Source organism: Kitasatospora sp. NPDC001261 (genome assembly GCF_042896795.1).
Taxonomy (GTDB): Bacteria; Actinomycetota; Actinomycetes; order Streptomycetales; family Streptomycetaceae; genus Kitasatospora.
This window is the reverse complement of sequence record NZ_JBIAXP010000006.1, coordinates 303,878-329,542: the sequence shown is the minus strand read 5'-3', so window position 1 is coordinate 329,542 and position 25,665 is coordinate 303,878. Positions and strand designations below refer to the sequence as shown.

At 74.8% G+C, this 25,665-nt stretch carries 24 protein-coding genes and 1 tRNA gene; 14 read left to right on the top strand and 11 right to left on the bottom strand.

The features are described from left to right. The first annotated feature begins 62 nt into the window (after positions 1–62). The 6 genes from ispD (at position 63) to ACFY4B_RS11080 (ending at position 6,295) form a co-directional block, all read left to right on the top strand. Positions 63–818: a 2-C-methyl-D-erythritol 4-phosphate cytidylyltransferase gene (gene ispD, locus ACFY4B_RS11105; RefSeq protein ID WP_074001725.1), complete on the top strand. Its 756-nt coding sequence runs from the start codon at positions 63–65 to the stop codon at positions 816–818. Further along, a complete protein-coding gene (gene ispF / locus ACFY4B_RS11100; protein WP_387967240.1) occupies positions 808–1,308 on the top strand; it encodes a 2-C-methyl-D-erythritol 2,4-cyclodiphosphate synthase in 501 nt (166 codons plus the stop codon). The genes ispD and ispF overlap by 11 nt, the downstream gene beginning before the upstream one ends. Positions 1,309–1,449: 141 nt before the next feature. Further along, a complete protein-coding gene (locus ACFY4B_RS11095) occupies positions 1,450–1,842 on the top strand; it encodes a PPOX class F420-dependent oxidoreductase (protein WP_049657181.1) in 393 nt (130 codons plus the stop codon). 95 nt (positions 1,843–1,937) lie between these two features. After that, entirely contained in the window at positions 1,938–3,332 is a 1,395-nt protein-coding gene (gene cysS / locus ACFY4B_RS11090; RefSeq protein WP_049657179.1) for a cysteine--tRNA ligase, read from the top strand. A 137-nt stretch (positions 3,333–3,469) separates the two neighbouring features. After that, positions 3,470–4,462 (top strand): 23S rRNA (guanosine(2251)-2'-O)-methyltransferase RlmB, encoded by a 993-nt coding sequence (gene rlmB / locus ACFY4B_RS11085; RefSeq protein WP_049657177.1) that lies wholly within the window; start codon positions 3,470–3,472, stop codon positions 4,460–4,462. 168 nt (positions 4,463–4,630) lie between these two features. Beyond that, entirely contained in the window at positions 4,631–6,295 is a 1,665-nt protein-coding gene (locus ACFY4B_RS11080; protein ID WP_117488413.1) for a DoxX family membrane protein, read from the top strand. Positions 6,296–6,386: 91 nt separating this feature from the next. Here the strand turns inward: ACFY4B_RS11080 and ACFY4B_RS11075 are convergent, their stop codons facing one another. The 3 genes from ACFY4B_RS11075 to ACFY4B_RS11065 all read right to left on the bottom strand — a co-directional run bounded on the left by ACFY4B_RS11075 (position 6,387) and on the right by ACFY4B_RS11065 (position 9,031). Beyond that, positions 6,387–7,187 (bottom strand): nucleotidyltransferase family protein, encoded by an 801-nt coding sequence (locus ACFY4B_RS11075; RefSeq protein WP_107086556.1) that lies wholly within the window; start codon positions 7,185–7,187, stop codon positions 6,387–6,389. An 88-nt stretch (positions 7,188–7,275) separates the two neighbouring features. Beyond that, complete coding sequence (locus tag ACFY4B_RS11070) at positions 7,276–7,731, bottom strand: hypothetical protein (RefSeq protein WP_049656385.1); 456 nt, start codon at positions 7,729–7,731, stop codon at positions 7,276–7,278. A gap of 208 nt (positions 7,732–7,939) precedes the next feature. Beyond that, the gene (locus ACFY4B_RS11065) at positions 7,940–9,031 is read right to left on the bottom strand and encodes an ABC transporter ATP-binding protein (protein WP_049656383.1); all 1,092 of its coding nucleotides are present in this window, start codon (positions 9,029–9,031) and stop codon (positions 7,940–7,942) included. 284 nt (positions 9,032–9,315) lie between these two features. Between ACFY4B_RS11065 and ACFY4B_RS11060 the strand changes: the two genes are divergently transcribed. Both ACFY4B_RS11060 and ACFY4B_RS11055 read left to right on the top strand, forming a co-directional pair. Beyond that, positions 9,316–9,389, top strand: a tRNA-Thr gene (locus ACFY4B_RS11060). A gap of 353 nt (positions 9,390–9,742) precedes the next feature. Continuing rightward, positions 9,743–9,919 (top strand): hypothetical protein, encoded by a 177-nt coding sequence (locus tag ACFY4B_RS11055; protein ID WP_380781439.1) that lies wholly within the window; start codon positions 9,743–9,745, stop codon positions 9,917–9,919. Positions 9,920–10,016: 97 nt separating this feature from the next. Here the strand turns inward: ACFY4B_RS11055 and ACFY4B_RS11050 are convergent, their stop codons facing one another. The 6 genes from ACFY4B_RS11050 to ACFY4B_RS11025 all read right to left on the bottom strand — a co-directional run bounded on the left by ACFY4B_RS11050 (position 10,017) and on the right by ACFY4B_RS11025 (position 15,462). Beyond that, complete coding sequence (locus tag ACFY4B_RS11050) at positions 10,017–11,225, bottom strand: sensor histidine kinase (RefSeq protein ID WP_387967237.1); 1,209 nt, start codon at positions 11,223–11,225, stop codon at positions 10,017–10,019. Next, on the bottom strand, positions 11,222–12,013 hold the full coding sequence (locus ACFY4B_RS11045) for a response regulator (protein WP_380742667.1): 792 nt from the start codon (positions 12,011–12,013) through the stop codon (positions 11,222–11,224). The genes ACFY4B_RS11050 and ACFY4B_RS11045 overlap by 4 nt, the downstream gene beginning before the upstream one ends. Beyond that, positions 12,010–12,894 carry a hypothetical protein gene (locus ACFY4B_RS11040; RefSeq protein WP_387967234.1) on the bottom strand — a complete coding sequence of 295 codons (885 nt, stop codon included), beginning with the start codon at positions 12,892–12,894 and terminating at the stop codon, positions 12,010–12,012. The genes ACFY4B_RS11045 and ACFY4B_RS11040 overlap by 4 nt, the downstream gene beginning before the upstream one ends. A 165-nt stretch (positions 12,895–13,059) precedes the next feature. Next, on the bottom strand, positions 13,060–13,788 hold the full coding sequence (locus ACFY4B_RS11035) for a class F sortase (protein ID WP_259316635.1): 729 nt from the start codon (positions 13,786–13,788) through the stop codon (positions 13,060–13,062). Positions 13,789–13,870: 82 nt separating this feature from the next. Next, the gene (locus tag ACFY4B_RS11030; protein ID WP_387967231.1) at positions 13,871–14,317 is read right to left on the bottom strand and encodes a sortase-dependent protein; all 447 of its coding nucleotides are present in this window, start codon (positions 14,315–14,317) and stop codon (positions 13,871–13,873) included. A 335-nt stretch (positions 14,318–14,652) separates the two neighbouring features. Beyond that, complete coding sequence (locus ACFY4B_RS11025; protein ID WP_387967229.1) at positions 14,653–15,462, bottom strand: hypothetical protein; 810 nt, start codon at positions 15,460–15,462, stop codon at positions 14,653–14,655. 217 nt (positions 15,463–15,679) lie between these two features. On the opposite strand from ACFY4B_RS11025, the gene ACFY4B_RS11020 reads away from it, so the two are divergent. The 3 genes from ACFY4B_RS11020 to ACFY4B_RS11010 all read left to right on the top strand — a co-directional run bounded on the left by ACFY4B_RS11020 (position 15,680) and on the right by ACFY4B_RS11010 (position 18,156). Continuing rightward, positions 15,680–16,966: an MFS transporter gene (locus tag ACFY4B_RS11020; protein ID WP_387967226.1), complete on the top strand. Its 1,287-nt coding sequence runs from the start codon at positions 15,680–15,682 to the stop codon at positions 16,964–16,966. Between the two features lie 168 nt (positions 16,967–17,134). Further along, complete coding sequence (locus tag ACFY4B_RS11015; RefSeq protein WP_049661653.1) at positions 17,135–17,368, top strand: hypothetical protein; 234 nt, start codon at positions 17,135–17,137, stop codon at positions 17,366–17,368. A 239-nt stretch (positions 17,369–17,607) separates the two neighbouring features. After that, positions 17,608–18,156, top strand: coding sequence for a methylated-DNA--[protein]-cysteine S-methyltransferase (locus ACFY4B_RS11010; protein WP_387967223.1), 549 nt, complete (start codon positions 17,608–17,610; stop codon positions 18,154–18,156). 12 nt (positions 18,157–18,168) lie between these two features. On the opposite strand, the gene ACFY4B_RS11005 is transcribed toward ACFY4B_RS11010, so the two are convergent. Continuing rightward, a complete protein-coding gene (locus ACFY4B_RS11005; protein WP_049657134.1) occupies positions 18,169–19,242 on the bottom strand; it encodes an ATP-grasp domain-containing protein in 1,074 nt (357 codons plus the stop codon). Positions 19,243–19,571: 329 nt separating this feature from the next. Here ACFY4B_RS11005 and ACFY4B_RS11000 point away from each other — a divergent pair, with 329 nt between their 5' ends. Next, positions 19,572–20,990, top strand: coding sequence for a family 2B encapsulin nanocompartment shell protein (locus ACFY4B_RS11000; protein WP_074001715.1), 1,419 nt, complete (start codon positions 19,572–19,574; stop codon positions 20,988–20,990). Positions 20,991–21,291: 301 nt separating this feature from the next. Continuing rightward, entirely contained in the window at positions 21,292–22,341 is a 1,050-nt protein-coding gene (locus tag ACFY4B_RS10995; RefSeq protein ID WP_049657139.1) for a family 2 encapsulin nanocompartment cargo protein polyprenyl transferase, read from the top strand. 119 nt (positions 22,342–22,460) lie between these two features. Here the strand turns inward: ACFY4B_RS10995 and ACFY4B_RS10990 are convergent, their stop codons facing one another. After that, positions 22,461–23,501, bottom strand: coding sequence for an NAD-dependent epimerase/dehydratase family protein (locus ACFY4B_RS10990; protein WP_387967220.1), 1,041 nt, complete (start codon positions 23,499–23,501; stop codon positions 22,461–22,463). 293 nt (positions 23,502–23,794) lie between these two features. On the opposite strand from ACFY4B_RS10990, the gene ACFY4B_RS10985 reads away from it, so the two are divergent. Beyond that, positions 23,795–25,129 (top strand): DUF1254 domain-containing protein, encoded by a 1,335-nt coding sequence (locus ACFY4B_RS10985; protein ID WP_117488356.1) that lies wholly within the window; start codon positions 23,795–23,797, stop codon positions 25,127–25,129. The last annotated feature ends 536 nt before the right edge of the window (positions 25,130–25,665 follow it).

Here is a 25,665-nt window from a genome sequence, read left to right as displayed (position 1 = left end):
AGGGGCCCGGTGCGCCCGCCGGGCACGCCATGGCCATACCCACTTCGCCGAAGGAGTGAAACCTGAACGCGTCAGGAGCAGTCGCAGCAGCAGTGGTGCCCGCCGCCGGACGGGGTGAGCGGCTGGGGCCCGGGGCCCCGAAGGCCCTGCGGGAACTGGGGGGCGTGCCGCTCCTGGTGCACGCCGTCCGGGCCCTGGCCCGCAGTCGGGCGGTCGGCCTGGTCGTGGTCGCCGCGCCCGCCGACGGGGTGGCCGAGGTGGTCGCCCTGCTGGACAGCCACGGGCTGGACGACAAGGACATCCGGGTGGTGGCCGGCGGGGCGACCCGCCAGGAGTCGGTCCGGCTGGGCCTGGCCGCGATCCCGGACGAGGTCGGGATCGTGCTGGTGCACGACGCGGCCCGCCCGCTGGTCCCGGTCGAGGTGGTGGACGCCGTCGCGGCCGCCGTCCGGGCCGGGGCGCGGGCGGTGGTGCCCGCGGTGCCGCTGGCCGACACGGTGAAGCGGGTCGAGCCGAACCCGGGCGGCCCCGAGCCGGTGCTCGACACGCCCGAGCGCGCCACCCTGCGCGCGGTGCAGACCCCTCAGGGCTTCGACCGCGCCACCCTGGTCGAGGTGCACGCCAAGGCGCTGGCCGAGGAGAGCGCGGGCACCGCCGACGCGCCCCCGGTCACCGACGACGCCGGGCTGGTGGAGCGCTACGGCGGCCGGGTCGTCGTGGTGCCCGGCCACGAGGAGGCGTTCAAGGTCACCCGTCCACTGGACCTCGTGCTCGCCGAGGCCGTACTCGCCCGCAGGAGGGCCGCCGATGCCTACTGACCCGCAGACCCCCGTGATCCCCCGCGTGGGGATCGGCACCGACGTGCACGCCTTCGAGGTCGGCCGCCCGCTCCGGGTGGCCGGGCTGGACTGGCCGGACGCCGAGGTCGGCCTCTCCGGGCACTCGGACGCCGACGTCGCCGCGCACGCCGCCTGCGACGCGCTGTTCTCGGCCGCCGGGATCGGCGACCTGGGCGCCCACTTCGGCACCGACCGGCCGGAGTGGGCCGGCGCGTCCGGGGCGAAGCTGCTCGGCGAGGCGGCCCGGCTGGTCCGCGAGGCGGGCTTCGAGATCGGCAACGTGGCGGTCCAGGTGATCGGCGTGCGGCCGAAGATCGGCAAGCGGCGGGCCGAGGCGCAGGCCGCGCTGTCCGAGGCGGTCGGCGCCCCGGTGTCCGTCTCCGGCACCACCACCGACGGGCTGGGGCTGACCGGCCGGGCCGAGGGCCTGGCCGCGATCGCCACCGCCCTGGTGTACGAGCGGCGTTGAGCCGGTCGCGGTGAGCGGTCGGGAACAACCCGGACCTGACGGGTGTTCACCGGGTGTTCCCGGGGCCCGAGTCGCTAGTGTTCGGCTCGGGCCCGGACGGGGCTTCCGCTCGGGCCGAACGCCGACGTGAAGGGGTTTCCGATGGGTGTCGAACTTGCGGACAAGGTCAAGGAACTGCTCGACAGCACGAGCTTCGCCGTGGTCTCCACCATCCAGCCCGACGGGGGCCCGCAGGCCTCCGTGGTCTGGGTCAAGCGGGACGGCGACGACATCCTGTTCTCCACCGTCGAGGGCCGCCGGAAGCACCTCAACCTGGTCAGGGACCCGAGGGTGTCCCTCGTCATCAACGACAAGGACAACCCGTACGAGTACTTCGAGGCGCGCGGCGAGGCGACGCTGACCACCGAGGGCGGCCGGGAGCTGATCGACGAGCTGTCCCGCAAGTACCTGGGCAAGGACTACACCTTCGACGGCCCGGAGGCGGTCCGGGTGGTCGTCCGGATCTCCCCGGACAAGGTGCTCGGCAACATCTGAGTCCCGTCCGCGTCCCGCCGTTTCCCCGGGATCACGCCCCCGTTGTCCCGGGGAATGTGGCGGGGCACCCCCCGGTGCCCACTACGCTTGACGCTGTGAGCATTCGTCTGTACGACACCAGCACCCGCCAGGTACGCGACTTCGTCCCGCTTGTACCGGGTTGTGTCTCGATCTACCTGTGCGGCGCTACCGTTCAGTCGGCGCCACACATCGGGCACATCCGGTCGTACCTCAACTTCGACCTCATGCAGCGGTGGTTCGCCTACCGCGGCTACCAGGTGACCTTCGCCCGGAACGTCACCGACATCGACGACAAGATCATCGCCAAGGAGCGCGAGCTCGGCACGCCGTGGTGGCAGATCGCCTACGAGAACGAGCGCGCCTTCAACGACGGCTACGACGCGCTCGGCTGCCTGCGGCCGACGGTCGAGCCGCGGGCCACCGGGCACATCCCCGAGATGATCGCGATGATGCAGGGGCTCATCGAGAAGGGCCACGCCTACGCGGCCGACGGCAACGTCTACTTCGACGTGCGGTCGTACCCCGACTACCTGGCGCTCTCCAACCAGAAGCTGGACGACCTGCGCCAGCCCGAGGGCGAGGGCGAGACCGGCAAGCGGGACCAGCGCGACTTCGCGATGTGGAAGGCCGCCAAGCCGGGCGAGCCGAGCTGGGAGACCCCGTGGGGCCGCGGCCGTCCGGGCTGGCACCTGGAGTGCTCGGCGATGGCCCACAAGTACCTGGGCGCGGCCTTCGACATCCACGGCGGCGGGCTGGACCTGATCTTCCCGCACCACGAGAACGAGATCGCCCAGTCCAAGGCCTACGGCGACGACTTCGCCGGCTTCTGGGTGCACAACGCCTGGGTCACCATGGCCGGCGAGAAGATGAGCAAGTCGCTGGGCAACTCGGTGCTGGTCTCCGAGATGGTCCGGGCGTGGCGGCCGATCGTGCTCCGCTACTACCTGGCGGCCCCGCACTACCGCTCGATGATCGAGTACAGCGAGGAGTCGCTGCGCGAGGCCGAGGCCGGCTTCGGCCGGATCGAGGGCTTCATCCAGCGCGCCGTCGAGCGCTGCGGCACGGTCGACGCGGCGCCCGAGGTGCCGCCGGCCTTCGCCGAGGCGATGGACGACGACTTCGGCGTGCCGCAGGCGCTGGCCGTCGTGCACACCGCCGTCCGCCAGGGCAACAGCGCCCTGAACGCGGACGACAAGGAGAGCGTGGTGGCGCGACTGGCCGAGGTCCGTGCGATGCTCGGTGTACTGGGCCTCGACCCGCTCGACCCGCACTGGGCCGGGACGGAGCGCGGCGAGGACCTCCACGGAGTGGTCGACTCGTTGGTCCGTCTGGTCCTGGACCAGCGGCAGGCCGCGCGCGAGCGCAAGGACTTCGCCACCGCGGACGCCATCCGCGACCAGCTCGGCCTCGCCGGGCTGGCCATCGAGGACACCCCGTCCGGCCCGCGCTGGACGATCAACAGCCAGTAACCCCATCCGACGATCGGGGTGATGGGTGGGCCGTACCGGACCGGTGCGGCCCTCCCGCATGACGTAGCGCATGCCGTCGGCCGCCACCGGGCAGACCGGGACGGCCGGGGCATGCCGGACAGACAGGAAGTACAGCCATGGCCGGCAACAGTGCACGCAGGAACCGTCGCAACCCCGGATCGAAGAAGGGCGCGTCTGTCGGTACCGGCGGCCACAGCCGGAAGGCGCTCCAGGGCAAGGGCCCGACGCCGCCCGGTGCGGAGCGCAAGGGCCACCCGAAGCAGCGCGCCGCCAACGCCGCGATCAAGCGCGAGCGGGACGCCAAGGCCCGGGCCGGCATGCGCCGGGCCGGCGGCGGCGGCCGCGGTGGCCGCGGTGGCGCGGGCAGCGCCGAGCTGGTCTTCGGCCGCAACTCGGTGGTCGAGGCCCTGCAGGGCGACGTCCCGGCCAACGCGCTGTACGTCCAGCAGTTCATCGACACCGACGACCGGGTCCGCGACGCCTTCCAGGCCGCCAACGACCGCGGCATCCCGCTGATGGAGGCCCCGCGGCCCCAGCTGGACCAGATGACCGGCGGGATGAACCACCAGGGCCTGGTGCTCCAGGTGCCGCCGTACGAGTACGCGCACCCCGACGACCTGCTGGTCGACGCCGCCGACGCCGGCCAGGACGCGCTGATCATCGCGCTGGACGGCGTGACCGACTCGCGCAACCTGGGCGCCGTGGTCCGCTCGGCCGCCGCCTTCGGCGCGCACGGCGTGGTCATCCCCGAGCGCCGCGCGGCCGGCATGACCGCCGGTGCCTGGAAGACCTCCTCCGGCGCCGCGGCCCGGCTGCCCGTCGCCCGGGCCACCAACATGACCCGCACCCTGGAGGCCTACCAGAAGGCCGGTCTGATGGTGGTCGGCCTGGCCGCCGACGGCGAGGCCGAGATCGGCGACCTGGAGCTGCTGACCGGTCCGGTCGTGATCGTCGCGGGCAGCGAGGGCAAGGGCCTGTCCCGGCTGGTCTCGGAGACCTGCGACATGCGGGTCCGGATCCCGATGTCCGGCCTGACCGAGTCGCTGAACGCCGGTGTCGCGGCGGGCATCGTGCTGTACGAGGCCGCGCGACTGCGCGCCAAGCGCTGAGCACGGCCGGGTCGCGGCGCGCAGGAGATCTTCCGAATTCCCCGCAATCCGAGTGAAGGCGATCGGGCCCCGACCGGGCCCGATCGCTTTTTTCATGATCACTTCAAGTGTGCGCCGGACATCCACCCGGGAGAGTGTCCTAAGCGGGCGTCACCCGGTTAGACGGGCGTGGACACCAGAACACCTCGGCGCCCCCTGTTCGGCGACGGCAGCACCGGGATAGACGCGGGCCCCGGCCTCAACACCGTCAAGGTGGAGTCGGACCCTTCGCGGCTCAGCAGCACCCAGGCGAGCTTCCGGCTCCGGCTCGGCGGCCCGGTGGCGCCGCTGATCGATGCCCCGGCCGGACTGCTGTCCACCGGTGCCGCATTCGGCGACCCGTACGCCAACCAGGGCCTGATCCGCCGTCCGCTGGTCACCCCGCAGGTCGTCGTGCCCTCCTCCGCCGTCCCGGCGCTGGCCGGGGCCGGGGCCGGCGGCGCGCCGCGCCGCAAGGGCCGGGTCACCGCCGTCACCTGGACCGGCCAGGCGCCCCCCGGGGACCTCGCGGCCACCCGGCTGCTGGAGGCGGTGCGCCCCGGCGGCACCCCGGCCGGCGGCGTCCGCCTGATCGAGGCGGACACCCAGGCGCTCCCCTCCCTCGCGGGCGCCCGCACCCTCCCGCGCCAGCCCCGCGAGGGCGCCGGCACCGCCACCGACGCGGGCGTCGGCCCGGTCGGCGAGCCGCACGGCTGGACCCCGAGCGGCGAACTGCCCGAGGTCTCCGCCGTCGACGCCGCGGGCAGGCAGCCCTGGTACCCGGGCCGCCGGGTCGACCTCGGCCTGGTGCTGCTGCCGCTGCGCGCCGTCCTCGGCTCGCTCTCCGTCTACGCCGGGTTCAGCAAGCTCTGCGACCCGGTGTACTTCGACGGCGGCGAGCGCGGCTCGATGATGCGCTGGCTCTCCTCGCTGCACCCCTGGAAGGTCGCCGAACCGCTGCTGGCCTTCGCCATGGCGCACCCGGTGGGCGCCGGCCTGGTGGTGTCGTTCACCCAGATCGTGGTCGGCGTGCTGACCGTCCTCGGCCTCTGGCAGCGGCTCGCCGCCGGCGCCGCGATGGCGCTCTCCGCCGCGCTGCTGTTCACCGTCAGCTGGCGGGCCGTCCCGGTCTACGACACCCCGGACCTGATCTTCCTCGCGGCGTGGAGCCCGCTGCTGATCGCCGGAGCGCCGTTCGCCTCGCTGGACGGGCGGCTCAGCCTGGAGGCCTGGCGCCGGTACGGCGCGGACGCGCCCGGGGCGCTGCGCCGCCGGGTGCTGCGCCGCGGCACCGTGGTCACCACGGTCGTCGTCGGCCTGACCCTGCTGCTCGGCTCGATGCTCGGCGCCGCCGTCCGTACCGGCGCCCGGGCGCACCAGGCGCCGGACCGTCCGGCCACCGACTACGGCACCCCGGTCTGGCCGTCCGGCAGCCCGTCCGGCGCCCCCGGCGGCAAGGGCACGTCCACCACGCCCCAACCCGCCGCCCCGCACCCGGCCACCCCGACGCCGAGCGCGACCACCCCGGCCGCCACGCCGTCCACCAAGCCGGCCACCCCGACGCCGAGCGGCAAGGCGCACTCGGGCAAGCCGGAGGCCGGGTCGGGCTCCTCCCCGGCCGCGCCCGCCCCGTCCGGCGGCTCCGGCGGCACCGCCCCCGCCTCGCGCGGCACCCCGGGCACCGGCGGCTCGGGGCCGGCGGCCAAGTCCAGCCCGAGCTCCGGCGGGCTGCTCGGCGGAGTGCTGGGCAGCGCGCCGCTGGCCGACCTCTCCGGCGGCCGGACCTCCCACCCGGGGGTGCCGACCGCGACCTGAGGCCCTCGTGACGGCGGTCGGCCGGGTGCTCCGCGGGGAGCACCCGGCCGACGCGTGTCCGCGGGCGGCCGTACGGCTCGCGGCCCGCTGGTTACCTGGGGGACCGGCCGGCGCCGGAGGCGAGCTCCTTGGCCGCCTCGGTGAGGTCCTTGGCGGTGTCGATGGCCCGCCAGTACACGCCCTGCGGCAGCTGGTAGCCCGCCAGCCGCTTGCCGCGGGCGAGCTGGGGGAAGGTGGTGCGCTCGTGGTCGCCCACGTCCGGCAGCAGCTCGGCGAACTCGGGGCTGAACACGTACAGGCCGGCGTTGATCAGGAAGGGCGAGGGCGGCGCCTCGATGAAGTCCAGCACGTTGCCGAACTGGTCGGTCTCCACCGCGCCCCAGGGGATCCGCGGCCGGGCCAGCGCGAGCGTCGCGACGGCGTCCCGCTCGTGGTGGAAGGCGGCCATCTCGCGCAGGCTGAACCGGGTCCAGATGTCGCCGTTGGTGGCGTACCAGGGCTCGTCCGGGCGGGGCAGCGCCTTGGCCGCGTACTTGAGCCCGCCGCCGCGCCCGAGCGGCTCCGCCTCGACCACCGTGCGCACCCGCAGCGGCAGGTCCGCCTTGTCCAGCCACTCCTCCAGCACGTCGGCGAGGTGCCCGCAGGAGACCACGACGTCGGTGACGCCCTCCTCGGCCAGCCAGGCCAGCTGGTGGCCGAGGATCGGCGTGCCCGTCCCCGGGATCTCGACCAGCGGCTTCGGGCGGTCGTCCGTGTAGGGGCGCAGCCGGGAGCCCTGGCCGCCGGCCAGGATGACGGCCTGGGTGACGGGCGTCGTGGTCGGCCGCGGCGGGTGGGGCTGCGGGGGCCGGGCGGACGGGAGGTCGGCGGTGGGGCCGGAGTCAGCGGTCATGCCTGAACAATAAGGCGGCGGACGGGGGCGTCCGCCGCCTCGGGGGCCTGCCTCGGCCCCCTTGCCTTCCCTTGCGTTCCCGGCCGCCTCAGCCGACGACGCCGGCCGCGAACGCGCCGTCGCAGACCGGGCGGGCGAAGGTGCGGGCCCGCTGGACGTCGCCCTGGTACTTGCGCACCGCGGCCTTGCCCAACTCGGTGGCCAGCGAGGTGCAGTACGGCGTCAGCGAGGGCTGCTCGCGCATCGAGCGCTCCAGCAGGTCCAGCGCGGCGGAGGGGTTCTTCGCCCGCAGCTCGTCCAGCAGCACCACCCGCAGCGACTCCTGCGGGGCGAGCCCGTCCGAGGCCTTGGCCACGGCGCCGGCCGCGTTGTTGGAGCGTCCGATCCCGGCGCCGTCGCCGCTGGACGCCGCCACGACCTGCTGGTCGAGCCCGGTCGGCGGGGCCCACGGGACCCTGGTCACGGCGAGGGTGCCGGTGGTCACCAGGACGACCGGCAGGGTCAGGGCGACGGTCTGGCCGATACGGCGCAACAGCTGCTTCACCCTCAGGAGAGTAGCGGTGGGTACGGGCCGGATCGCCCTCCGTTACCCCATCGAGTGACACGGTGTCCGGGTTTGTCCCCTTGCCGTGTTGACGCGGGGGCGTCCGGACGGGGTCGAAGGGGCGGGGGTACGGACGGAGCCCGCCGGACCACGAGGGTCCGACGGGCTCCGGGTGCCGCGCTGGTCGCGGCTGTCGCGCGGGGTCGCGTCAGTTGCTCAGGCGCAGGCCGGAGCTGGTGGAGAAGACGTGGGTCTCGTTGGCGATCGGCACGACGTGGACGGTCTCGCCGCGGGCCGGGATCTGGCGGCCGGGCACGCGGACGACCAGGTCGTGGTCCTCGCCGCCGATCTGGGTGGTGCCGTAGACGAAGCCGTCCGAGCCGAGCTCCTCGACCACGTTCACGGTCACCGCGACGCCCTCGATGCCGCCCGCCGGGACGATCTCGAAGTGCTCCGGGCGGACACCGACGGTCACCGTCTTGTCGGTGCCGGCGCCGGCCAGGTCCTCGCGGGAGATGTTGACGACCGAGCCGCCGAACTTCACGCCGCCGTCCACCAGCGGCACCTCGACCAGGTTCATGGCCGGCGAGCCGATGAAGCCGGCCACGAAGAGGTTCGCGGGCTTGTCGTACATGTTGCGCGGGGTGTCGACCTGCTGGAGCAGACCGTCCTTGAGCACCGCGACCCGGTCGCCCATGGTGAGCGCCTCGGTCTGGTCGTGGGTGACGTACACCGTGGTGATGCCCAGGCGGCGCTGGAGGCCGGCGATCTGGGTACGGGTCGAGACGCGGAGCTTGGCGTCCAGGTTCGACAGCGGCTCGTCCATCAGGAAGACCTGCGGCTGGCGGACGATCGCGCGGCCCATCGCGACGCGCTGGCGCTGACCGCCGGAGAGCGCCTTCGGCTTGCGGTCCAGCAGCGTGGTGAGGTCGAGGATCTTCGCGGCCTCCTCGACCTTGGTGCGGATCTCCGCCTTGTTCACGCCGGCGATCTTGAGCGCGAAGCCCATGTTGTCGGCGACGGTCATGTGCGGGTACAGCGCGTAGTTCTGGAACACCATGGCGATGTCCCGGTCCTTCGGCGGCAGGTGGGTGACGTCGCGGTCGCCGATCCGGATCGCACCGGCGTTGACGTCCTCCAGACCGGCCAGCATGCGCAGGCTGGTCGACTTGCCGCAGCCCGAGGGGCCGACCAGCACGAGGAACTCGCCGTCCGCGATCTCCAGGTCCAGCGCGTCCACCGAGGGCTTGTCCGCCCCGGGGTACACGCGGGTCGCCTTGTCGTACGTGACAGAAGCCATGGTTGTTTGTCTCCTTCACCGGCAGGAACGTGCCGGACGATCCGAGTAAAGGGGGTCTGTTCTGCTCCGCCGGCCCACCAGTGGTCTGAACCACTGCCACGAACCGGCTCCCGGCGACGCTACCTGCGCGTCCGCCGCTTGTCAGCCCCCACCCGACCCGATTTCGGCATCGGTTCCATCACGCCCACCCATCCCACCAACCCCCGGATATACCCCCATCCCGTCACCCGGGCCCGGTAGACTGCCCCCCGGTGCCGCCGTGATCCATCGCGGACGGCCACCGTGCCTCCTTAGCTCAGCTGGCCAGAGCACCGCTCTTGTAAAGCGGGGGTCGTCGGTTCGAACCCGACAGGGGGCTCGTCGTACGGAGGGCCAGTTCGCCGGGGTGATCCGGGAGAGTTGGCCCTTCGTCGTTGCTGCGGTCCTGCTCGGGCTGTGCCACGGGCGTGCCAGAAGCGTCCGGTGTGCCGGACGTCGTGGAAGTGGATGTCCGGGGAGACACCGGCCTTGGCCTTGGCGGCTCCTGGAGAACCCGGGTGCGGCGAAGCTGCCCGATCGAGGAGGGAACCACCCGCTCAGCCCGAAGTGTGCCGGCGGCGCTCGGCACTGTCGACCTTGGTCCGGACGGGACATCCGCTGAAACAGCGCCGCCGCCCGGTGTACAGCCGTAGGCTTCGCACAAACTTCGTGATCATCCTCAGGGGGGCCTGCATGAGTGACTACGTTGACCACGCCAACGCTGCCCGCGCGTACCTGGACCGGCTGCCAAAGCATGTGTCGCCCGATGCTCTCGTCGGAGCCGCGAAGATCGAGGCGTACCTCGCGTTCGCCGCCATCCTCGCGCGCCATCTTGAAGCCCCGGCCGACACGTCCCGTCCGGCCCAGTAGCGGGGGTCGTCGGTTCGAACCCGACAGGGGGCTCCGCGCAGAACGGGAAGGGCCGGTCCGACGGGTTGTCGGGCCGGCCCTTCCGTCGTGTCCGGGGTCAGTTCGGGGGGAGGGTGAGGGTGGCGAGGGCGCCGCCGGCGGGGTGGTTGGCGAAGGTCAGGGTGGCGCCGATGACGCGGGCGTGGCCGGTGGCGATGGTGAGGCCGAGGCCGTGGCCGCGGCCGCGTTCGGGGGCGTTGGTGCGGAAGCGCTGCGGGCCGTGGCGGAGGAGGTCCTCGGGGTAGCCGGGGCCGTGGTCGCGGACGGTGATCCGCGGGCCGTCGACGTGCAGGTGGACCGGGCCGGTGCCGTGGCGGTGGGCGTTGAGGATGAGGTTGCCGAGGATGCGGTCCAGTCGGCGCAGGTCGGTGCGGACCTGCCGGTCGGCGGTGATCTCGACGGTGACGTCCAGGCCGGTGAGGGTGACGGTGCGGCGGGCCGCGCGCTCGAGGGGGACGGCGGAGAGGTCGGGGGACTCGGCGTCGGCGTCCAGGCGGGAGACCTCCAGCAGGTCCTCGACCAGGCCGCGCAGTGCCTGGACCCGGTTCTGCACGAGCTGGGTGGGGCGGCCGGGCGGCAGGAGTTCGGCGGCGGTGACGAGGCCGGTGAGCGGGGTGCGCAGTTCGTGGGCGACGTCCGCGGTGAAGCGCTGCTCGTCCTCCAGCCGGCGGTGCAGGGTGCGGGACATCAGGTCGACGGCGGCGGCGAGGTCGGCGACCTCGTCCTTGCCGTCGACGAGTTCGCCGATCCGGGTGTCCGTCCCGCCGGCCGCGATGCCCCGGGCGGCGGTCGCCGCGGTGCGCAGCCTGCGGCTGATCCGGTCGGCGACGAGCACGCCGGCCAGCACGGTGGTGAAGACCGCGGCGATGACGGTGAGCAGGATGATCCGGTCCAGGTCGGCGATGGCCTGGCGGTCCTGGGTGAAGTCCACCCGGACGGACACCACCCCGTCCGGCACCGGGCCGGCCGCCCACATCGACTCGCCGGTGCCGTCGGCGACGAGCAGCGAGCCGTGCCGGTCGCCGGCGGCGAGGGCGCGCAGCCGCTCGGGCAGCGCCGGGTCGTTCAGGACGGCGCCCCGGCCGACCGCCTTCCCGCCGCCGCGCTCGTAGTCGTTCAAGGCGGAGTCGAGGGTGGCGAGCGAGGAGGAGCGGGCCTGGTCGACGTGCTGGCGGATCATCGCCTGGTGGACCAGCAGGCCGACGGCCACCGCGACCAGGACGGCGATGGCGGCGACGGCGGCGGCGATCTGGCGGCGCAGGGTCATGCCGGGCGCCGCAGCTTGTAGCCGAAGCCGCGGACGGTCTCGATCCGGCCGGAGCCGATCTTGGCGCGCAGCCGCTGCACGTGGACGTCCACGACCCGGGTGTCGGCGCCCCACTCGTAGTCCCAGACGCGTTCGAGCAGGGTGGAGCGCTCCAGCACGATCCCGGGCGCGGCGCTGAACTCCAGCAGCAGCCGCAGTTCGGTGGGGGTGAGCGGGACGAGGCGGTCGTCCACCCGGACCTCCATGCTGTCGGTGTCCACCCGGAGGCCGTCGAAGCTGCGGACGGAGGGAAGGGTGGGCGGGGACGGCGGAGCGGGCGAAGGGGCGGGCGGGGACGGTGAGGACTGCGGGGGCGGAGCGAACGGGGCCGGCGGGGCGTCGGCCGCCGGGGCGACCGGGACGCGGCGCAGCACCGTACGGATCCGGGCGACCAGGACGGCGCTCTCGAAGGGCTTGACCACGTAGTCGTCCGCCCCGGCCTCCAGCCCGGAGACCACGTCCACCGGGTCGGTCCGGGCGGACATCATCAGGATCGGCAGCTGGCTCTCCTCCCGGATCCGGCGGCAGAGGCCGACCCCGTCGAGCAGCGGCAGCATGACGTCCAGCAGGAGCAGGTCGGGCCGGACGGCGTGGAAGGCCTCCAGGCCCTCCAGGCCGTCGGCGGCGGTGGTGACCGGGAAGCCGTAGCGCTCCAGGGCCATCCGGGTGGCCTCGCGGATCACCTCGTCGTCCTCGACCAGGAGGATGTGCGGGTGGGCGGGGGTGGCGGCGGGGGCTGCGGGGGTCATCGCTTCGCTTCCGGGAGCACGGCGGGGACGGAGGGCGCGACGGGCGCGCCGGGCACGGAGGGGGCGGAGGGCACGGAGGACGGCCGGGCGCCGCGCGGGGACGGGACGGCGGCCTCGGGGGCGGCCTGCTTCGGCGCGTACGGGGCGGGGCGGGGCGCCGGTCCGGGGTCGGGGACGGCGGTGGCCGGCCGGCCGGCGTCCGGGCCGGTGGACGGGAGCGGTATGACGCCCTCGTCCCTGCGTTCGTTCAGGGTGAGCCTCTTGCCGTCCCACGCGTAGTGGCTGGTGGTCCGGGCGTCGACGCTGGTCGGCTCGATCAGCCACAGGTCGGTGCCGATGGTCGAGGCGTTGAACGTCGGCTGGACCCGCACCCGGAGGACGGGCAGCAGCCGGTCCTCGGCGAGGGCGTAGACGTGCAGCACGGCCCGCCCGGGGGTGATGACGACGGTGATCAGCTCGGGCTGCCCGTCGCCGGTGAGGTCGCGGAACTCCGGGGCGCGGACCTCGCAGCCGGCGCAGGAGCCGAGTGCCCGGCGCTCCTCCTGGTCGACGTCCGGGTCCTTGGCGAGGACGGTGCGGACGTCGACCGCGGTGATGTCGCGCCCGGGGACGGTCACGTCCGGTACGGGCTGCGGCGGTTCCTGGGTGGTGTCGGTCGCGGACGCGGCCGGCGGCGGGGAGGTGGGCAGGTCCGGCCAGAGCGGCTGGGACACCGCCGGCGGCCTGACGGCCCGGGCCGGGCCCTGGTCGCGCAGCTCGCCGGGGGTGGCCCGGCCGAAGGCCAGGGCGGCGAGGGCGAGGACGACGACCAGGCCGGCCAGGGCGGCCACCGGGACGGCGCCGGGACGGCGGCGGGGTGGTGGGGGTGCTGTTGCTGCCACGGTCGGTGCTCGTCCTCCTGCCGGGCCCGCGCTGTCCGCGCTGCCTGCTCTGCCTGCTCTGCCTGCGTCCACGGCGACGGTTCGGCTCGTCGCCTCCCGTCGCCGCCCCGGTGGTAGGTCGTGCGGGCGGTGGCCGGCGGTTCCCCGACGGCGGTTCGTGCACCGTCAGGCCAGGTCCGCCAGCACGATGATGTTGTCCGTCCAGTGGCCGTCCGAGCCGATCCGGCCACCGCAGGTGATCAGCCGGAGCGCGGGCGCGGGCGTGTCGCCGTACACCTGCTCGGTCGGGAAGCGGTCCTTGGCGGCCTGGAGCAGCTCGCGGACCTTGAAGTCCACGGTGCCGCCGTCCGCGCGCCGGATCCGGATGAGGTCGCCGGGGCGCAGTTTCGGCAGCTGCTTGAAGACCGCCGGGCCGTGCACGGTGTCGTAGTGCCCGATGAGCACGGCGGGGCCGGCTTCGCCGGGGGTGGGGCCGTTGCGGTACCAGCCGACCTCCTCGCCCCGGTCGGCCGGCGGCACCTCGACCGTGCCGTCGGGGTTGAGGCCGAGGTCGGTCACCGGTGCGTCCACTCCGACGGAGGGCACCAGCAGGCGGGTCGGCGGCGAGGAGGCGTACGGCTTCGGGGCGGTGGGCGCGGTGCCGGTCGTGGCCGGGGCGCCCGGGGTGCCCGGGGCCGCCGCCGGGGTGTCGGCGCCGGTGCCGTGCCCGGAGGTCTCGACCCGCACCACCGGGGTCTCCCGGCCGGACAGCGCGAGCGAGGTGCCGAGCACCAGGCAGAGCAGGCCCGCGGTGCCGAAGGCGGTACGGCGCAGCGGGCCGGGGCCGGGCCGGGCGGCGCGTCGGCGCCCCCGCCGGTGGCCCGGGGCGCGTCGGTGGCTGTCGGTCCCCGCCACCGGGGCGGCCCCGGCGCCGCTTCCCCGACTGGCCGGGTACGGGGAAGCGGTGCCGGGGTGCCCGGCGGACTCGGGACCGGTGTCAGCCGCGCGCACCGGAGCGGCGGCGCAGGAGGGCGAAGCCCAGGCCCGCGGCGCCGACGGCCGCGACGGTGCCGCCACCGGCGAGCATCAGGCCGGAACCGTCGGAGGCGGTGGAGCCGTCACCGGCCTGCGCGGCGCCCTTGGGCACCTCGCGGACCTGCGGCTGGGCGCCGCCGGGGGCGGCCGGGGCCGGGGCGGCGCCCTTCGGGGCGGCCACGGCCGGCGAGGCCTCGGGCTTCGGGGCGGCGGAGGGCGTGGCGGGCGCGGGCGGGGCGGTCCGCACCGCGGCGTCGCCGGCCGGGGCGGCGGAGGGCGCGGCCGGCTTCGGCGCGCCGTCGGCCCAGGCCTGCCCGCCGGTGACGGTGGCCAGCAGCGCGGCGCCGGTCAGGGCGCAGGCGGCCAGGACGCGGCGGGCGGGGGAGTGGTGGGTACGGCTCCTGCTCATACGGGGTGTCTCCATCGTGCGTCGGTCGGTCGGTGGGTGGTGGCCGCCGGTCCGCGGTGCGGTTTCGCGGGCCCCGGCGGGCCGGTGTCGCGGGACGTCCGTCGTCGGCGCCGGAGGCGTACGTCCTCGTCGCGGACGCCCTCCGGCCGCTTCACCCGGTTCGACGGGTTCGGCCGGTGGCGTCGGGGATGACGCTAGGAGGGCCGTGTCGCGGTCCTCGGCCGGTCGTGTCACGGCCGCCCATCGGCTGCGTAACGGCGCGGACGGGCCCTCCGGAAAGCCTGACGCTGCCGCCACCCCCGCCCTGCCCTAACGCCCTGCCCTACCGTCCCGCCCTACCGCCCCGATCGCAGGCGGCGGAGCGTCCAGCCCGGGCCGAGCGGCCGGGTGTGGGCGGTGAAGAGTTCGGCGGCGCGGCGGTAGGAGAGGCGGGCGTGGCCGGTGTACGGGCAGCGGTCGCGGTCGGGGGTGCCGGCGGGGGCGCGGCGGTCGGTGAGGAAGAGCGGGCCGGTGGCGCGGCCGGCGACCAGGAGGGGGAGCAGCCGGGCGGTGCCGGACTGCCAGTGCACCGGGGTGCCGGGCGGGCGGGTGCGTCGGCGGGGCGGGTCGAGGTGGTCGGTGTCCAGGGCGAGGACGGTCTCGATCGCGGCGCCGGACTCGTGCAGCAGGTGCCAGAGCGCCTGCTCGCGCAGCGGCGCGCGGAGGGTGAACAGGGCGCGCAGTTCCTCGGGGCTCAACGGGCCGGTGGCCGTGGCGGGTTCGGGCAGTGGGCGGGGGAGCAGGCCGGTGGTCGGGTCGCCGTCGAGCCAGCCGCGGGCCCGCCACCAGGCCACGGCCGCGCGCAGGGTGGAGAGCTCCCGGTTGAGGGTGCGCGGGTCGGTGTCGGCGCCGCGCCGGGCGGCCGCGGCGCGGAGCCGCTCGGCGGCGTCGGGGTGGTCGAGCAGGGCGAGCGGCAGGACGGGCGGCCGGGCCCGTCGCCGTTCGGGGCCGGTGGGGGCGGGCCGGTCGGCGAGTGCCCAGGCCCAGGTGTCCAGTGCGATCCGGTAGATCCGCCGGGAGCCGTCGGCGAGCCCGGAGGCGGCCAGGTAGCGCTCGACGGCGACGGCGTATTCGACCGGTGGGAGTGCTGTCGCGGTTCCTGTCACGATCGCCTTCTTCCGAAGTGTCCAAGTGCCGCAGTAAATAACTGTTCCGGGACGCCTGAACCATAGTCGCTGGGCGCAGTAAACGGCAGGTGAAGAGCCATAGAGGTATGAATTTACTGCGATAGAGCGAATCCTCGTCGAATTGATTCCCAAAGGCTCAACTTTTTTCCCGCAATCCCTTGAATCCGCCCTCCGTCGACGCGCAGACTTTCTGCACATGGCAGTGCAGACCGAACGGATCCCGGCCCGTCGAAGGCGCCTGGGAGACCGGCTCGCCGTGTTCGGCGAGCGCGAGTTCACGTGGTTCTTCCTGGGGTACACGACCTCCCTGATCGGCTCCTCGATGGCGCCGGTCGCGGTCGCCTTCGCGGTGCTCGACGGCGGTGGTGGTGGAAGCGGCAACGGCGGGGGCGGCACCGCCCTGGGGTGGGTGATGGCGGCCCGGATCCTCCCCGTGGTGCTGGTGCTGCTGGCCGGCGGGGCGATCGCGGACCGGATCGGCAGCCGCCGGGTGATGCTGGGCTCGGACCTGTTGCGCGGCGTGGTCCAGGCGCTGTTCGCCGGGCTGCTGGCGGCCGGGCACGCCCCGGTCTGGGCGATGGTCGCGCTGGTGGCGGTCTGGGGGGTCGGCGAGGGGCTGTCCATGCCGGCCTTCGGCGCGATCGTGCCCGACCTGGTGCGCCGTACGGGACTGGTGGCGGACGCCAACGCCCTGCTGGGGCTGGCCCGTTCGGTGTCCACCGTGGTCGGCCCCGCCACCGCCGGCCTGGTCACCGCCGCCTGGGGCCCGGCGACGGTGCTGCTGGCCGACGCGGTGACGTACGGCGTCGGCGCCTTCGCGCTGGCCGGGCTGCGGCTGCCGGTGCGGGCGGCGGCCGGCGAGGGGTCGATGGTCCGGGACCTGCGGGCCGGCTGGTCGGAGTTCGCCTCCCGCCCGTGGCTGTGGATCACCACCGTGCAGATGGGCCTGTTCAACTTGCTGGTCTGGGCCCCCTTCCTGGTGCTTGGCCCGCTGCTCGCGCAGCGGGACCTCGGCGGTGCCCGCGCCTGGGGCCTGGTGATGGGCGTCTACGGCGCCGGCGCGGTGCTGGGCGGCCTGCTGGTGCTCGGCCGGTCGCCGGCCCGCCCGCTCGCGGTGGCGTCCCTGGCGGCGCTGGCCTGGGCGCTGCCCTCCGCGGCGCTCGCGGCCGGGGCGGGGCTGCCCTGGGTGGCCGCCGGCGCGCTGGTGGCCGGGGTCGGCTCGGCGGTCTGCGGGACGCTCTACGGCACCACCACCCAGAAGTGGGTGCCGGTGGAACTGCTCGGCCGGGTGACGGCCTTCGGCGTGCTGGGCTCCTTCGCCCTCGGCCCGCTCGGGCTGGCGGCGGCCGGTCCGCTGGCGGGCCGGTTCGGCGCGGACACCGTGCTGCTGATCGGAGCGGTCTGGCAACTGGCGGCCGGGGCCGTAGTGTTGGCCGTACCGGCGGTACGTGACCGTCGCTGGGAGGAGGGCCCGGACAGCTGACCAACCCCTCGGACGGCTCCGGGGCGCACCCCCGGCCCACCGCGCACCGCGCCCGGCCGGCCCCGGAGCGCAACCGGCTGCCCCACCCGCGCACGTACGCCTCCGCGGCGGGCGGGGCGGCCGACCCGGTCGTACGGTGGAGGACGGGGGTGACGGAGGAGGTCGATCATGCCCGGCTCGCTCACCATCAGCCATCACGGGTCCGCGGTCACCCTGGACCACGCGGACGCGGAGCGGCTCGCCACCGTACTGGCGGACCTGGCGTACCTGCTGGAGATCCCGGGGCCGAACCGGATCAACGACGAACAGCTCGCCGTGCTGTGCGAGGGCCGCGCCCCGGACCGCGCCGAGCTGGTGCACTGGTGCGCGTCGAACGCGCGCGGACTGAAGGGGCAGTTCTGACCGGAGCGGCCCGGGCCCGGGCCGCGGACCGTCCGCACCCGGGCCGCCCGCCGGAGCCCTCGGCCCGTTCGCCGGAGCCCGTTGTCCGCCCGCCGGAGCCCGCTGCCGGCCCGCCCGAGCCCGTGGATCGCGCGCCGTGGCCTGTCGGCCGCCCGCCGTACGATGGCGCGCGGGGCGGGGACGCCCCCCGGACGCCGGGGTGGCCGGCGGCCGGTCCGGCGGAGGGTGGGGGCCCGAACGTGCCGCAGTCCTGGTCGATGTCCTGGCTGACCGTGCCCACGCCGCTGCCCAGCGGGCCGATGCACATCGCGGTGACCCCGCTCGGTGTGGTGTCGGCCGGCTACCGGGGGCCGCGCGAGGGCGAGGCGCCGCCGTGCACCGACGAGTCGAAGATCGCCGCCGTCACCGGGCGGATCGGCGCCTACCTGGCGGGCCGCACCCGCGACCTGGGCCTGCCGATCGACTGGAGCCTGAGCTCGGGCCCGCACCGCGCGGTGCTGCAGGCGCTCTGGCGCGAGGTGCCGTACGGCCGGACCATCACCTACGGCGAACTGGCCGCCCGCAGCGGGGTGTTCGAGGATGTGACGGAGCCCGGCCTGGCCGCCCGCACGGTCGGGCAGATGATGGCCGCCAACCCCGTCCCGCTGCTGGTGCCCTGCCACCGGGTGGTGGCGGCGGACGGGATCGGCGGCTTCGGCGGCGGCCGGGTCGGGATCGAGGTGAAGCGCTGGCTGCTCACGCTGGAGGGCGTGCTGGAGCCGACCCTCGACTGGAACGGCCCGCTCTAGGGGCTCGGCCGCTCACCGGTGCAGCGCCCGGACCAGTGACACCCGCCCCGGCGCCCGGCGTTGAAGCACCGGCCGGATGCCGGACACCAGCGTGTACTCGATGCCGCGCACGTCCGGTTCCGCCCCCGGGTACTCCGGCCGCTCCCCGAGTGCCAGCCGCACCGCGTCCCACGGCAGGTTGAGGCCGCACAGCCGCAGCTGGTGGAGCCCGGCGGCGGGGCGGGTGTTGACGTCGATGACCACCGGCCGGCCGTCGAAGCGGCGGAACTGCACGTTGGACAGGTACGCCATGCCGGTCGCCCGGACCAGCCGCCGGACCGGGTCCAGGTAGCACTCCTCGGTGGTGAAGCCGCGGCGGCGGCCCTCCTTGGTGCGCCCGACCGCGGTGAGCGGGCCGCCGTCCCGGTCGGCGAGGCAGTCCACCGAGACCTCCGGTCCGTCCAGGTAGGGCATCACCAGCAGGTCCACCGGCTCGCCGTCCGGGCCGCCCTCGGCCAGTGCCGCGGCCACCTGATCGACCTGCACCCGGTGGTCCCAGCCGGTCAGCCGCCGCGCTCCGTACGGTTCCCGGGTGAGCACCCGGAAGCCGGCGCCGCCCGCACCGGCGGTGGGTTTGAGGCAGGCGGTGTGCCCGGCGCCCTCGATCCGCTCGACGGCGTCCCACAGCTCGCCGGGGGTGCGCACCCGCCACCAGGGCGGGGTGGGCAGGCCGGCCCCGGCGATCACCGCGTAGCCGTCGGCCTTGCTGGTGAAGGCCGCTATCGCGGTGGCCGGCGGGCAGAGCAGCGCGGTGCCGATCGCCTCGAACTCCGGCCGGGCGAGGGCGATGGCGAGCTGGTGCAGCTGCGGGACGAAGACGTCGACGGCGTGCCGGGCGCAGTAGTCCAGCGCGTAGCCGACGTAGCCGTCCGCCGGCAGGTCGGCCGGCTCGGCGCTGCCGTGGTCGGCGGCGGCGAGCACGGGGGAGTCCGGGTCGCCGTGGGTCGCGTGGACCACCACCGGGCGCGGGGCGGCGCGCAGTTGTTCGATGAAGAAGACGTTCTCGGCGTAGGTGCGGTTCAGCCAGACACGTACGGGTGCACTCATGTGACCCTCTCGGGAAGAGAGTTGACGAAGGGTCAGGGCACCCTAGCGGCCTGTTCGAACGGTCCGGACGGCGGGGGCGCCGCCCGTGGATCGTGGCGCGGGGTGGCGCGGTTCGGGGCGCGGATGGGGGAGGATGGGGCGCCGCGCTCCGAGTTGTTCGAATGGACGGTCGAACAGATATCGATCGGGTGATCTATTCGTACTATTTGTTTAGGCATTCCGAACCACTCGAACGAGTGATTGCGGGGCACCCTCGACAGGGCCCACCATGAAGCTGCAACACGCATGTGCAAGGCGACACTTCATCGGGATATGCGAAGGGCTCCCCCATGTCGACCGAAACCAATGCCGGAATTCCCGCGCCCAGTGCGCAGTCGGAGATCCGGCAGCAGCAGAGTCTGAGCACGGCCGGCGCGCGGAACCTCGCGACGACCACCAAGTCCGCGCCCCAGATGCAGGGCATCAGCCCGCGCTGGCTGCTCAGGAAGCTGCCCTGGGTGCAGGTGTCCGGCGGCACCTACCGGGTGAACCGCCGCCTGCGCCACTCGGTCGGCCGCGGCCGGGTGGGTTTCGTCAAGACCGGTGCCGAGGTGCGGATCGTCGCGCCCACGCTGGCCGAGGTGCCGGTGCTGCGCGGGTTCCAGGACGAGGCCGTGCTGGAGGAGCTGGCCTCGCGCTTCGTGCAGCGGGAGTTCGCCCCGGGCGACGTGCTGGTCCAGGCCGGCGCCCCGATCACCGAGGTGTTCCTGATCGCGCACGGCAAGCTCGACCGGCTGGGAACCGGCAAGTACGGCGAGGAGACGGTCGTCGGCACCCTCGCCGACGGCGACCACCTCGGCGACGAGGCGGTCCGGCAGGACGGCGGCGCCTGGCCGTACACCGTCCGCGCCGCGACGGCCGGCACCGTGATGACGCTGTCCTGGCCCGCCTTCCAGGAGCTGCACGACCGCTCCGAGGCGCTCCAGCTCCAGATCATCGAATACCTGAACGGCTTCCAGCAGGCGCAGAACAAGCACGGCGAGGCCGCGATCGACCTCTCCGCCGGCCACCAGGGCGAGTACGAGCTGCCCGGCGCCTTCGTGGACTACGAGCTCAAGCCGCGCGAGTACGAGCTCAGCGTCGCGCAGACCATCCTCAAGGTGCACAGCCGGGTCGCCGACCTCTACAACCAGCCGATGAACCAGACCGAGCACCAGCTGCGGCTGACCATCGAGGCCCTGCGCGAGCGCCAGGAGCACGAGCTCGTCAACAACCCCGACTTCGGCCTGCTCGGCAACGCCGCGTACGACCAGCGCTTCCAGACCCACTCCGGCCCGCCCACCCCGGACGACATGGACGAGCTGCTCAGCCGCCGCCGCGGCACCAAGCTGTTCCTGGCCCACCCCAGGGCCATCGCCGCCTTCGGCCGGGAGCTCAACAAGCGCGGCCTCTACCCGGACACGGTCGAGGTCGACGGCAAGCAGATCCAGTCCTGGCGCGGCGTCCCGGTCTTCCCGTGCAACAAGATCCCGATCGTCGGGAGCACCAGCTCGATCCTCGCGATGCGAATCGGCGAGGACAACCAGGGCGTCATCGGCCTCCACCAGACCGGAATTCCGGACGAATACCAGCCGAGCCTTTCGGTGCGGTTCATGGGAATCGACGACAAGGCCATCATTTCCTACCTGGTGAGCGCCTACTACTCCGCCGCGATCCTGGTGCCGGACGCGGTCGGCGTCCTGGAGAACGTGGACATCGCGCAGTACTGACGGTTCGCACGGCCGGTCGCGGCGCCGCGCCGTCGTGCCGTCCGTCGGGGCCGCCCATCCGGCCCCGGCGGACGGCGGCCCCGGCGCGTACGGACCCGGCCGGTACGACCCCGGCGCGTACCGACCCTGCCGGTACGACCCCGGCGCGTACCGACCCTGCCGGTACGACCCCGGTGCGTACCGACCCCGTCGGCACGGGCCCGGCCGGGGCGAGGCGCGACCGCGCCCGGCACCGCAGCGCAACTCCGGTCCGCCGTCGGCGGGCCGTCCCACGACAGGCGCCCGACAGGGGGAGAGACCCATGACGAGTCCCACGCTGGAGCGGGACCACAAAGAGGGGCACGAGGCGGCGGACATCCTCGCCCGGACCCGCGCCCTGGTCGACCCGGTCCTGCGGGCCGCCGTCGACTCGCTGCCCGGCACCATGCGCAAGGTGTCCGGCTACCACTTCGGCTGGTGGGAGGCGGACGGCACCCCCGCCGAGGCCCCCGCCGGCAAGGCGATCCGGCCGGCCATGGTCCTCGCCGCCACCCAGGCCCTGGGCGGCAGGCCCAACGAGGCCGTCGCCGCGGCCGCCGCGGTGGAGCTGGTGCACAACTTCACCCTGCTCCACGACGACGTCATCGACCGGGACGACACCCGGCGCCACCGGCCCACCGCCTGGCGGGTGTTCGGCACCACAGAGGCCATCCTGGCCGGCGACGCCATGCACTCCCTCGCGCTGCGCCTGCTCGCCGAGGACACCCACCCGGCCGCCCAGGGCTCGATCCGCCGGCTCGCCGACTGCGTGGTCGAGCTCTGCGAGGGCCAGCAGATCGACTGCGCCTTCGAGCGGCGCGACGACGTCTCGCTGCCCGAGTGCCTGGCGATGGCGGAGGCCAAGACCGGCGCGCTGCTCGGCGCGGCCTGCTCGATGGGCGCCCTGTACGGGGGCGCCTCCGAGGAGGCGGCGCAGGCGCTGGACGGTTTCGGCCGGGAGATCGGCCTGGCCTTCCAGCTGATCGACGACCTGATCGGCATCTGGGGGGATCCGGCGGTCACCGGCAAGCCGGTCGGCGCGGACCTGGTCGCCCGGAAGAAGTCGCTGCCGGTGGTCGCGGCGCTGGGGTCCGGCACCGTGGACGGCAAGCGGCTGGCCGAGCTGTACGCGATCGAACGCCCGCTGAGCCCCGAGGAGTTGGCGCAGTGCGCGGCGGCCGTCGAGGCGGCCGGCGGGCGTGGCTGGGCGCAGGGCGAGTCCTGCGAGCGGATGGCCACGGCGATGGCGCAGCTGGCCGCCGCGGTCCCGGAGCCGGCCGCGGCCGACGAGCTGCTGGCGCTCGCCGAGCTGGTCACCCGCCGCACGCACTGAGCGGGCTGCCCGGGCCGGATGCGTCCCCGGGCCTTTCCCCGGTGTCTCCCCGGGGGTGGGAAGTCGGCCCGGCCGGCTCCCCACTCCCGGCCGCCTCCACGGCCCGGCCGACCGCGCCGTCAGCCGAAGGCGGCCAACAGCCGCCGCTCCTTGGCGGGTTCGATGCCGTGCCGCACCGCCGCCCCCGGCCGCCCCTTGCGCCCCTCGGCGTCGGTGTCCTCGACCGGCCCGCGCGTCCGCAGCCACTCCCAGGTGTCCCGCGCCGTCTCGGCGAACGGCCGGCAGCGCAGCCCGGCCGCCTCCGCCCGGCCGGTGTCGGCCAGCCAGACGCCCGCCAGCTCGGGCAGGTCCGGTGCCCAGAGCGGGAGTTCGGTCCACCAGTCGACCCGGTCCGGCCCCTCGGCGAGCAGCGGCCCGTCCGGGACCCGGACCAGCTCGGTGTCCGCGGCGCCCGCCACCTCCCGGCAGGTCTCCAGCCACTCGCCGAAGCGGAGCCGCCCCGGCGGCGCCGTCGTGACGAACCGCCCCGCCGTCCCGGCCGTCAGCAGGTCCAGCCCGAAGGCGGCGAAGTCCCGGACGTCGATCACCTGCATGGTCCGCCGCGGATCCCCCGGGGCGAGCACCCGCCCGCCGCGCGCCATCCGCTCCAGCCACCAGGGCAGCCGGCCGCCGAACTCGTACGGCCCGACGAGCAGCCCGCTGTTCAGCACCAGCGTGCGCCCGGCGCCGAACCCCGCCAGCACGGCGCGCTCGCAGCCGGCCTTCAGGGCGTTGCCGGGCGGCTGGTCGGGCGGGGTGTCGGCGGGGCAGGGGTGTGGCGCGGAACCCTCGTCGACCACGCGGGCGGGCCAGTCGGCGAAGGCGTGCACGGAGGAGACGAAGGTGTAGTGCCCGGCCCGCCCGCGCAGCAGCCGGGCGCTGAGCGCGGCCTGGGCGGGCTGCTGGGCTGAGGTGTCGACGACGGCGTCCCAGCCGCAGCCGTCGACCAGCCGGGCGAGGTCCCCGGCGCTGTCGCGGTCGCCCCGGACGGCCTCGACACCGGGCAGGTCGGCGGCGCTTCGGCCGCGGTTGAAGGTGGTCACCCGGTGGCCCCTGGCGAGGGCCTCGGCAGCGTAGGCCCGTCCGAGGAAGGACGAGCCCCCAAGCAGGAGGATCTTCATACCGACGACCCTCTCCCGGCCGCCCCGCCGGTACGCCCGGATCAGCGCTCAGCAGATCCCGGCGGGCGGAAGCCGCGCGGCTTCCGGTCCGACATGCCGCCCCACCCGGCCCCGCTTAGCATCCGAGGTGTACCGCGGTCGGCGACCGCACCCCGGCCCGGTGCGCGACCCGTACGGCGGACCCGCCCGCCGCGCCGGCACCGACGGCCCGCCGGCGTCGAGCGTCCCACCGGTGCCGTGCCGGCGGCGCCGCCCCCGCCGACCGGCTGCCCGCCCCGGACGAAGGACCCGTGATGAACCAGCCCGAGCTGGAGGCCCTGGCCGCCGACGCGTACGTCTACGGCTACCCGCTGGTCGCCGGCCTCACCATGGTCGAGCGCTTCGACCGGGGCGGCCTGGGCACCCTGCCGGCGGCGCCGTTCAACCACCTCAGCCACGCCACCCGGCTGGCCGGTCCGGCCGACCGCTTCGTCTCGGTCAACAACGACACGGTCTACTCGATCGCCCAGCTCGACCTCTCCGAGGGCCCGCAGGTGCTGCGCGTCCCGGACACCGCCGGCGCCTACTACGTGCTGCAGATCATCGACGCCTGGACGGACAACGTCGCCTACCTCGGCCGCCGGGCCACCGGCACCGGCGCGCAGACCTGGCTGATCGTCCCGCCCGGCTGGCACGGCACCCCCTCGGACCCCGACCGGGTGATCGAACTGCCGACCACCGTCGGCACCCTCGTCGGCCGCTTCGCCTGCGCCGGCCCGGACGACTTCCCCCGGGTCCGGGCCCTCCAGGCCGCCCTCGAACTGGAACCGCTGGAACCCGGAGGCCTGGTCGCCGGACTCCCCGAACCGGACGCGGACGTCCCCGAGCGGCTGGCCTTCTTCGAGCGGCTGCGGGTCTGGATGCAGGCCTTCCCGCCCGCCACCGCCGACATCGAGTACCAGCGCCGCTTCGCCCCGCTCGGCCTGCTCGACGACGGCGCCTCGCCGTACCGCGCGGCCGCCGCCGAATGGACACTGGCGCTGGCCAAGGGCCTGGCCGCCGGCCGCGAACGGGTCGAGGACGCCACCCGCCCGCCCGAGGACCACCCGCCCGGCGAGTGGCGCAGCGCCCTCCACCTCTTCGACTACAACACCGACCACCTGGGCCCCGGCACCCTCGACGACCCCGAGTGGCGCATCCCCGACCGCCGCGCCGCCTACCTCAGCCGGGCCGCCGCCGCCCGGGCCGGCCTCTGGGGCAACCACGCCTACGAGGCCTCGTACGCGATGACCTACGACGACTCCGACGGCCGCCCCCTCACCGGCCTCCACGACTACACCCTGCGCTTTGACCAGCCGCCCCCGGCCGGGGCGTTCTGGTCCGTCACGATGTACTCCGTCCCGGACTACTACCTGGTGGAGAACCCGATCGACCGCTACTCGATCGGCGACCGCACCCCAGGACTGGTCCACGGCGAGGACGGCTCCCTCACCCTGACCCTCCGGCACGACCAGCCCGAGGACCCGACCGCCGCCGCCAACTGGCTCCCCACCCCACCCGGCGAGTTCCGCCCCATCCTCCGCATCTACCAACCCGAACCCGCCGTCCTGGACGGCACCTACCAAGTCCCCCCGATCCACCGCCTTTGACCCCCCCGGGCCCACCAACGCCCCGCCGCCCCGGACCCCAGCCCGCCCGGCACCCCGGCCCCTACCGCGCACACCCCGCAAGCCGCGCTGCCCCCGGGACCCCGCCGCGCTCGCCCCGCCAGCACCCCAGCTCCCACCCCCGCACGCCCCGCCGCCCCTCGATTCCCACCCCCGCCGCCCCCAGACCCCAACCCGCCGGCACCCCGGCCCCTGCCGCGCCCGCCCCGCCGCCATCTCGGACCTACCGCGCACACCCCGCGTGCCGCGCTGCCACCCCGGCCCCTGCCGTGCCCGCCCCGCCGCCACCCACCTCGGGCCCCACCCCGCACGCCCCGCCAGCACCTCGGATCCCGCCGCGCACGAGAAGTCGGGTGGGCCGACTTCTCGTGCGTTCCCGGTTTTGCGGGCGGGATTATGGCGGTCGGTCTACATATTCGGCTCCTGGCCCGCCCTCGGCGCGCGCGAGAAGTCGGCCTGATCGACTTCTGGCGCGCTCCCGGCTTCGGGCTGGCCGGTGAAATATGCAGGTCGGTCTA

What these genes read in the sequence shown, in the direction of transcription:
- ispF (WP_387967240.1), top strand. Translation starts at nt 808, where the DNA reads ATGCCTACTGACCCGCAGACCCCCGTGATCCCCCGCGTGGGGATCGGC.
- ACFY4B_RS11095 (WP_049657181.1), top strand. Translation starts at nt 1,450, where the DNA reads ATGGGTGTCGAACTTGCGGACAAGGTCAAGGAACTGCTCGACAGCACG.
- rlmB (WP_049657177.1), top strand. Translation starts at nt 3,470, where the DNA reads ATGGCCGGCAACAGTGCACGCAGGAACCGTCGCAACCCCGGATCGAAG.
- ACFY4B_RS11075 (WP_107086556.1), bottom strand. Translation starts at nt 7,187, where the DNA reads ATGACCGCTGACTCCGGCCCCACCGCCGACCTCCCGTCCGCCCGGCCC.
- ACFY4B_RS11065 (WP_049656383.1), bottom strand. Translation starts at nt 9,031, where the DNA reads ATGGCTTCTGTCACGTACGACAAGGCGACCCGCGTGTACCCCGGGGCG.
- ACFY4B_RS11055 (WP_380781439.1), top strand. Translation starts at nt 9,743, where the DNA reads ATGAGTGACTACGTTGACCACGCCAACGCTGCCCGCGCGTACCTGGAC.
- ACFY4B_RS11050 (WP_387967237.1), bottom strand. Translation starts at nt 11,225, where the DNA reads ATGACCCTGCGCCGCCAGATCGCCGCCGCCGTCGCCGCCATCGCCGTC.
- ACFY4B_RS11045 (WP_380742667.1), bottom strand. Translation starts at nt 12,013, where the DNA reads ATGACCCCCGCAGCCCCCGCCGCCACCCCCGCCCACCCGCACATCCTC.
- ACFY4B_RS11030 (WP_387967231.1), bottom strand. Translation starts at nt 14,317, where the DNA reads ATGAGCAGGAGCCGTACCCACCACTCCCCCGCCCGCCGCGTCCTGGCC.
- ACFY4B_RS11020 (WP_387967226.1), top strand. Translation starts at nt 15,680, where the DNA reads ATGGCAGTGCAGACCGAACGGATCCCGGCCCGTCGAAGGCGCCTGGGA.
- ACFY4B_RS11015 (WP_049661653.1), top strand. Translation starts at nt 17,135, where the DNA reads ATGCCCGGCTCGCTCACCATCAGCCATCACGGGTCCGCGGTCACCCTG.
- ACFY4B_RS11005 (WP_049657134.1), bottom strand. Translation starts at nt 19,242, where the DNA reads ATGAGTGCACCCGTACGTGTCTGGCTGAACCGCACCTACGCCGAGAAC.
- ACFY4B_RS11000 (WP_074001715.1), top strand. Translation starts at nt 19,572, where the DNA reads ATGTCGACCGAAACCAATGCCGGAATTCCCGCGCCCAGTGCGCAGTCG.
- ACFY4B_RS10995 (WP_049657139.1), top strand. Translation starts at nt 21,292, where the DNA reads ATGACGAGTCCCACGCTGGAGCGGGACCACAAAGAGGGGCACGAGGCG.
- ACFY4B_RS10990 (WP_387967220.1), bottom strand. Translation starts at nt 23,501, where the DNA reads ATGAAGATCCTCCTGCTTGGGGGCTCGTCCTTCCTCGGACGGGCCTAC.
- ACFY4B_RS10985 (WP_117488356.1), top strand. Translation starts at nt 23,795, where the DNA reads ATGAACCAGCCCGAGCTGGAGGCCCTGGCCGCCGACGCGTACGTCTAC.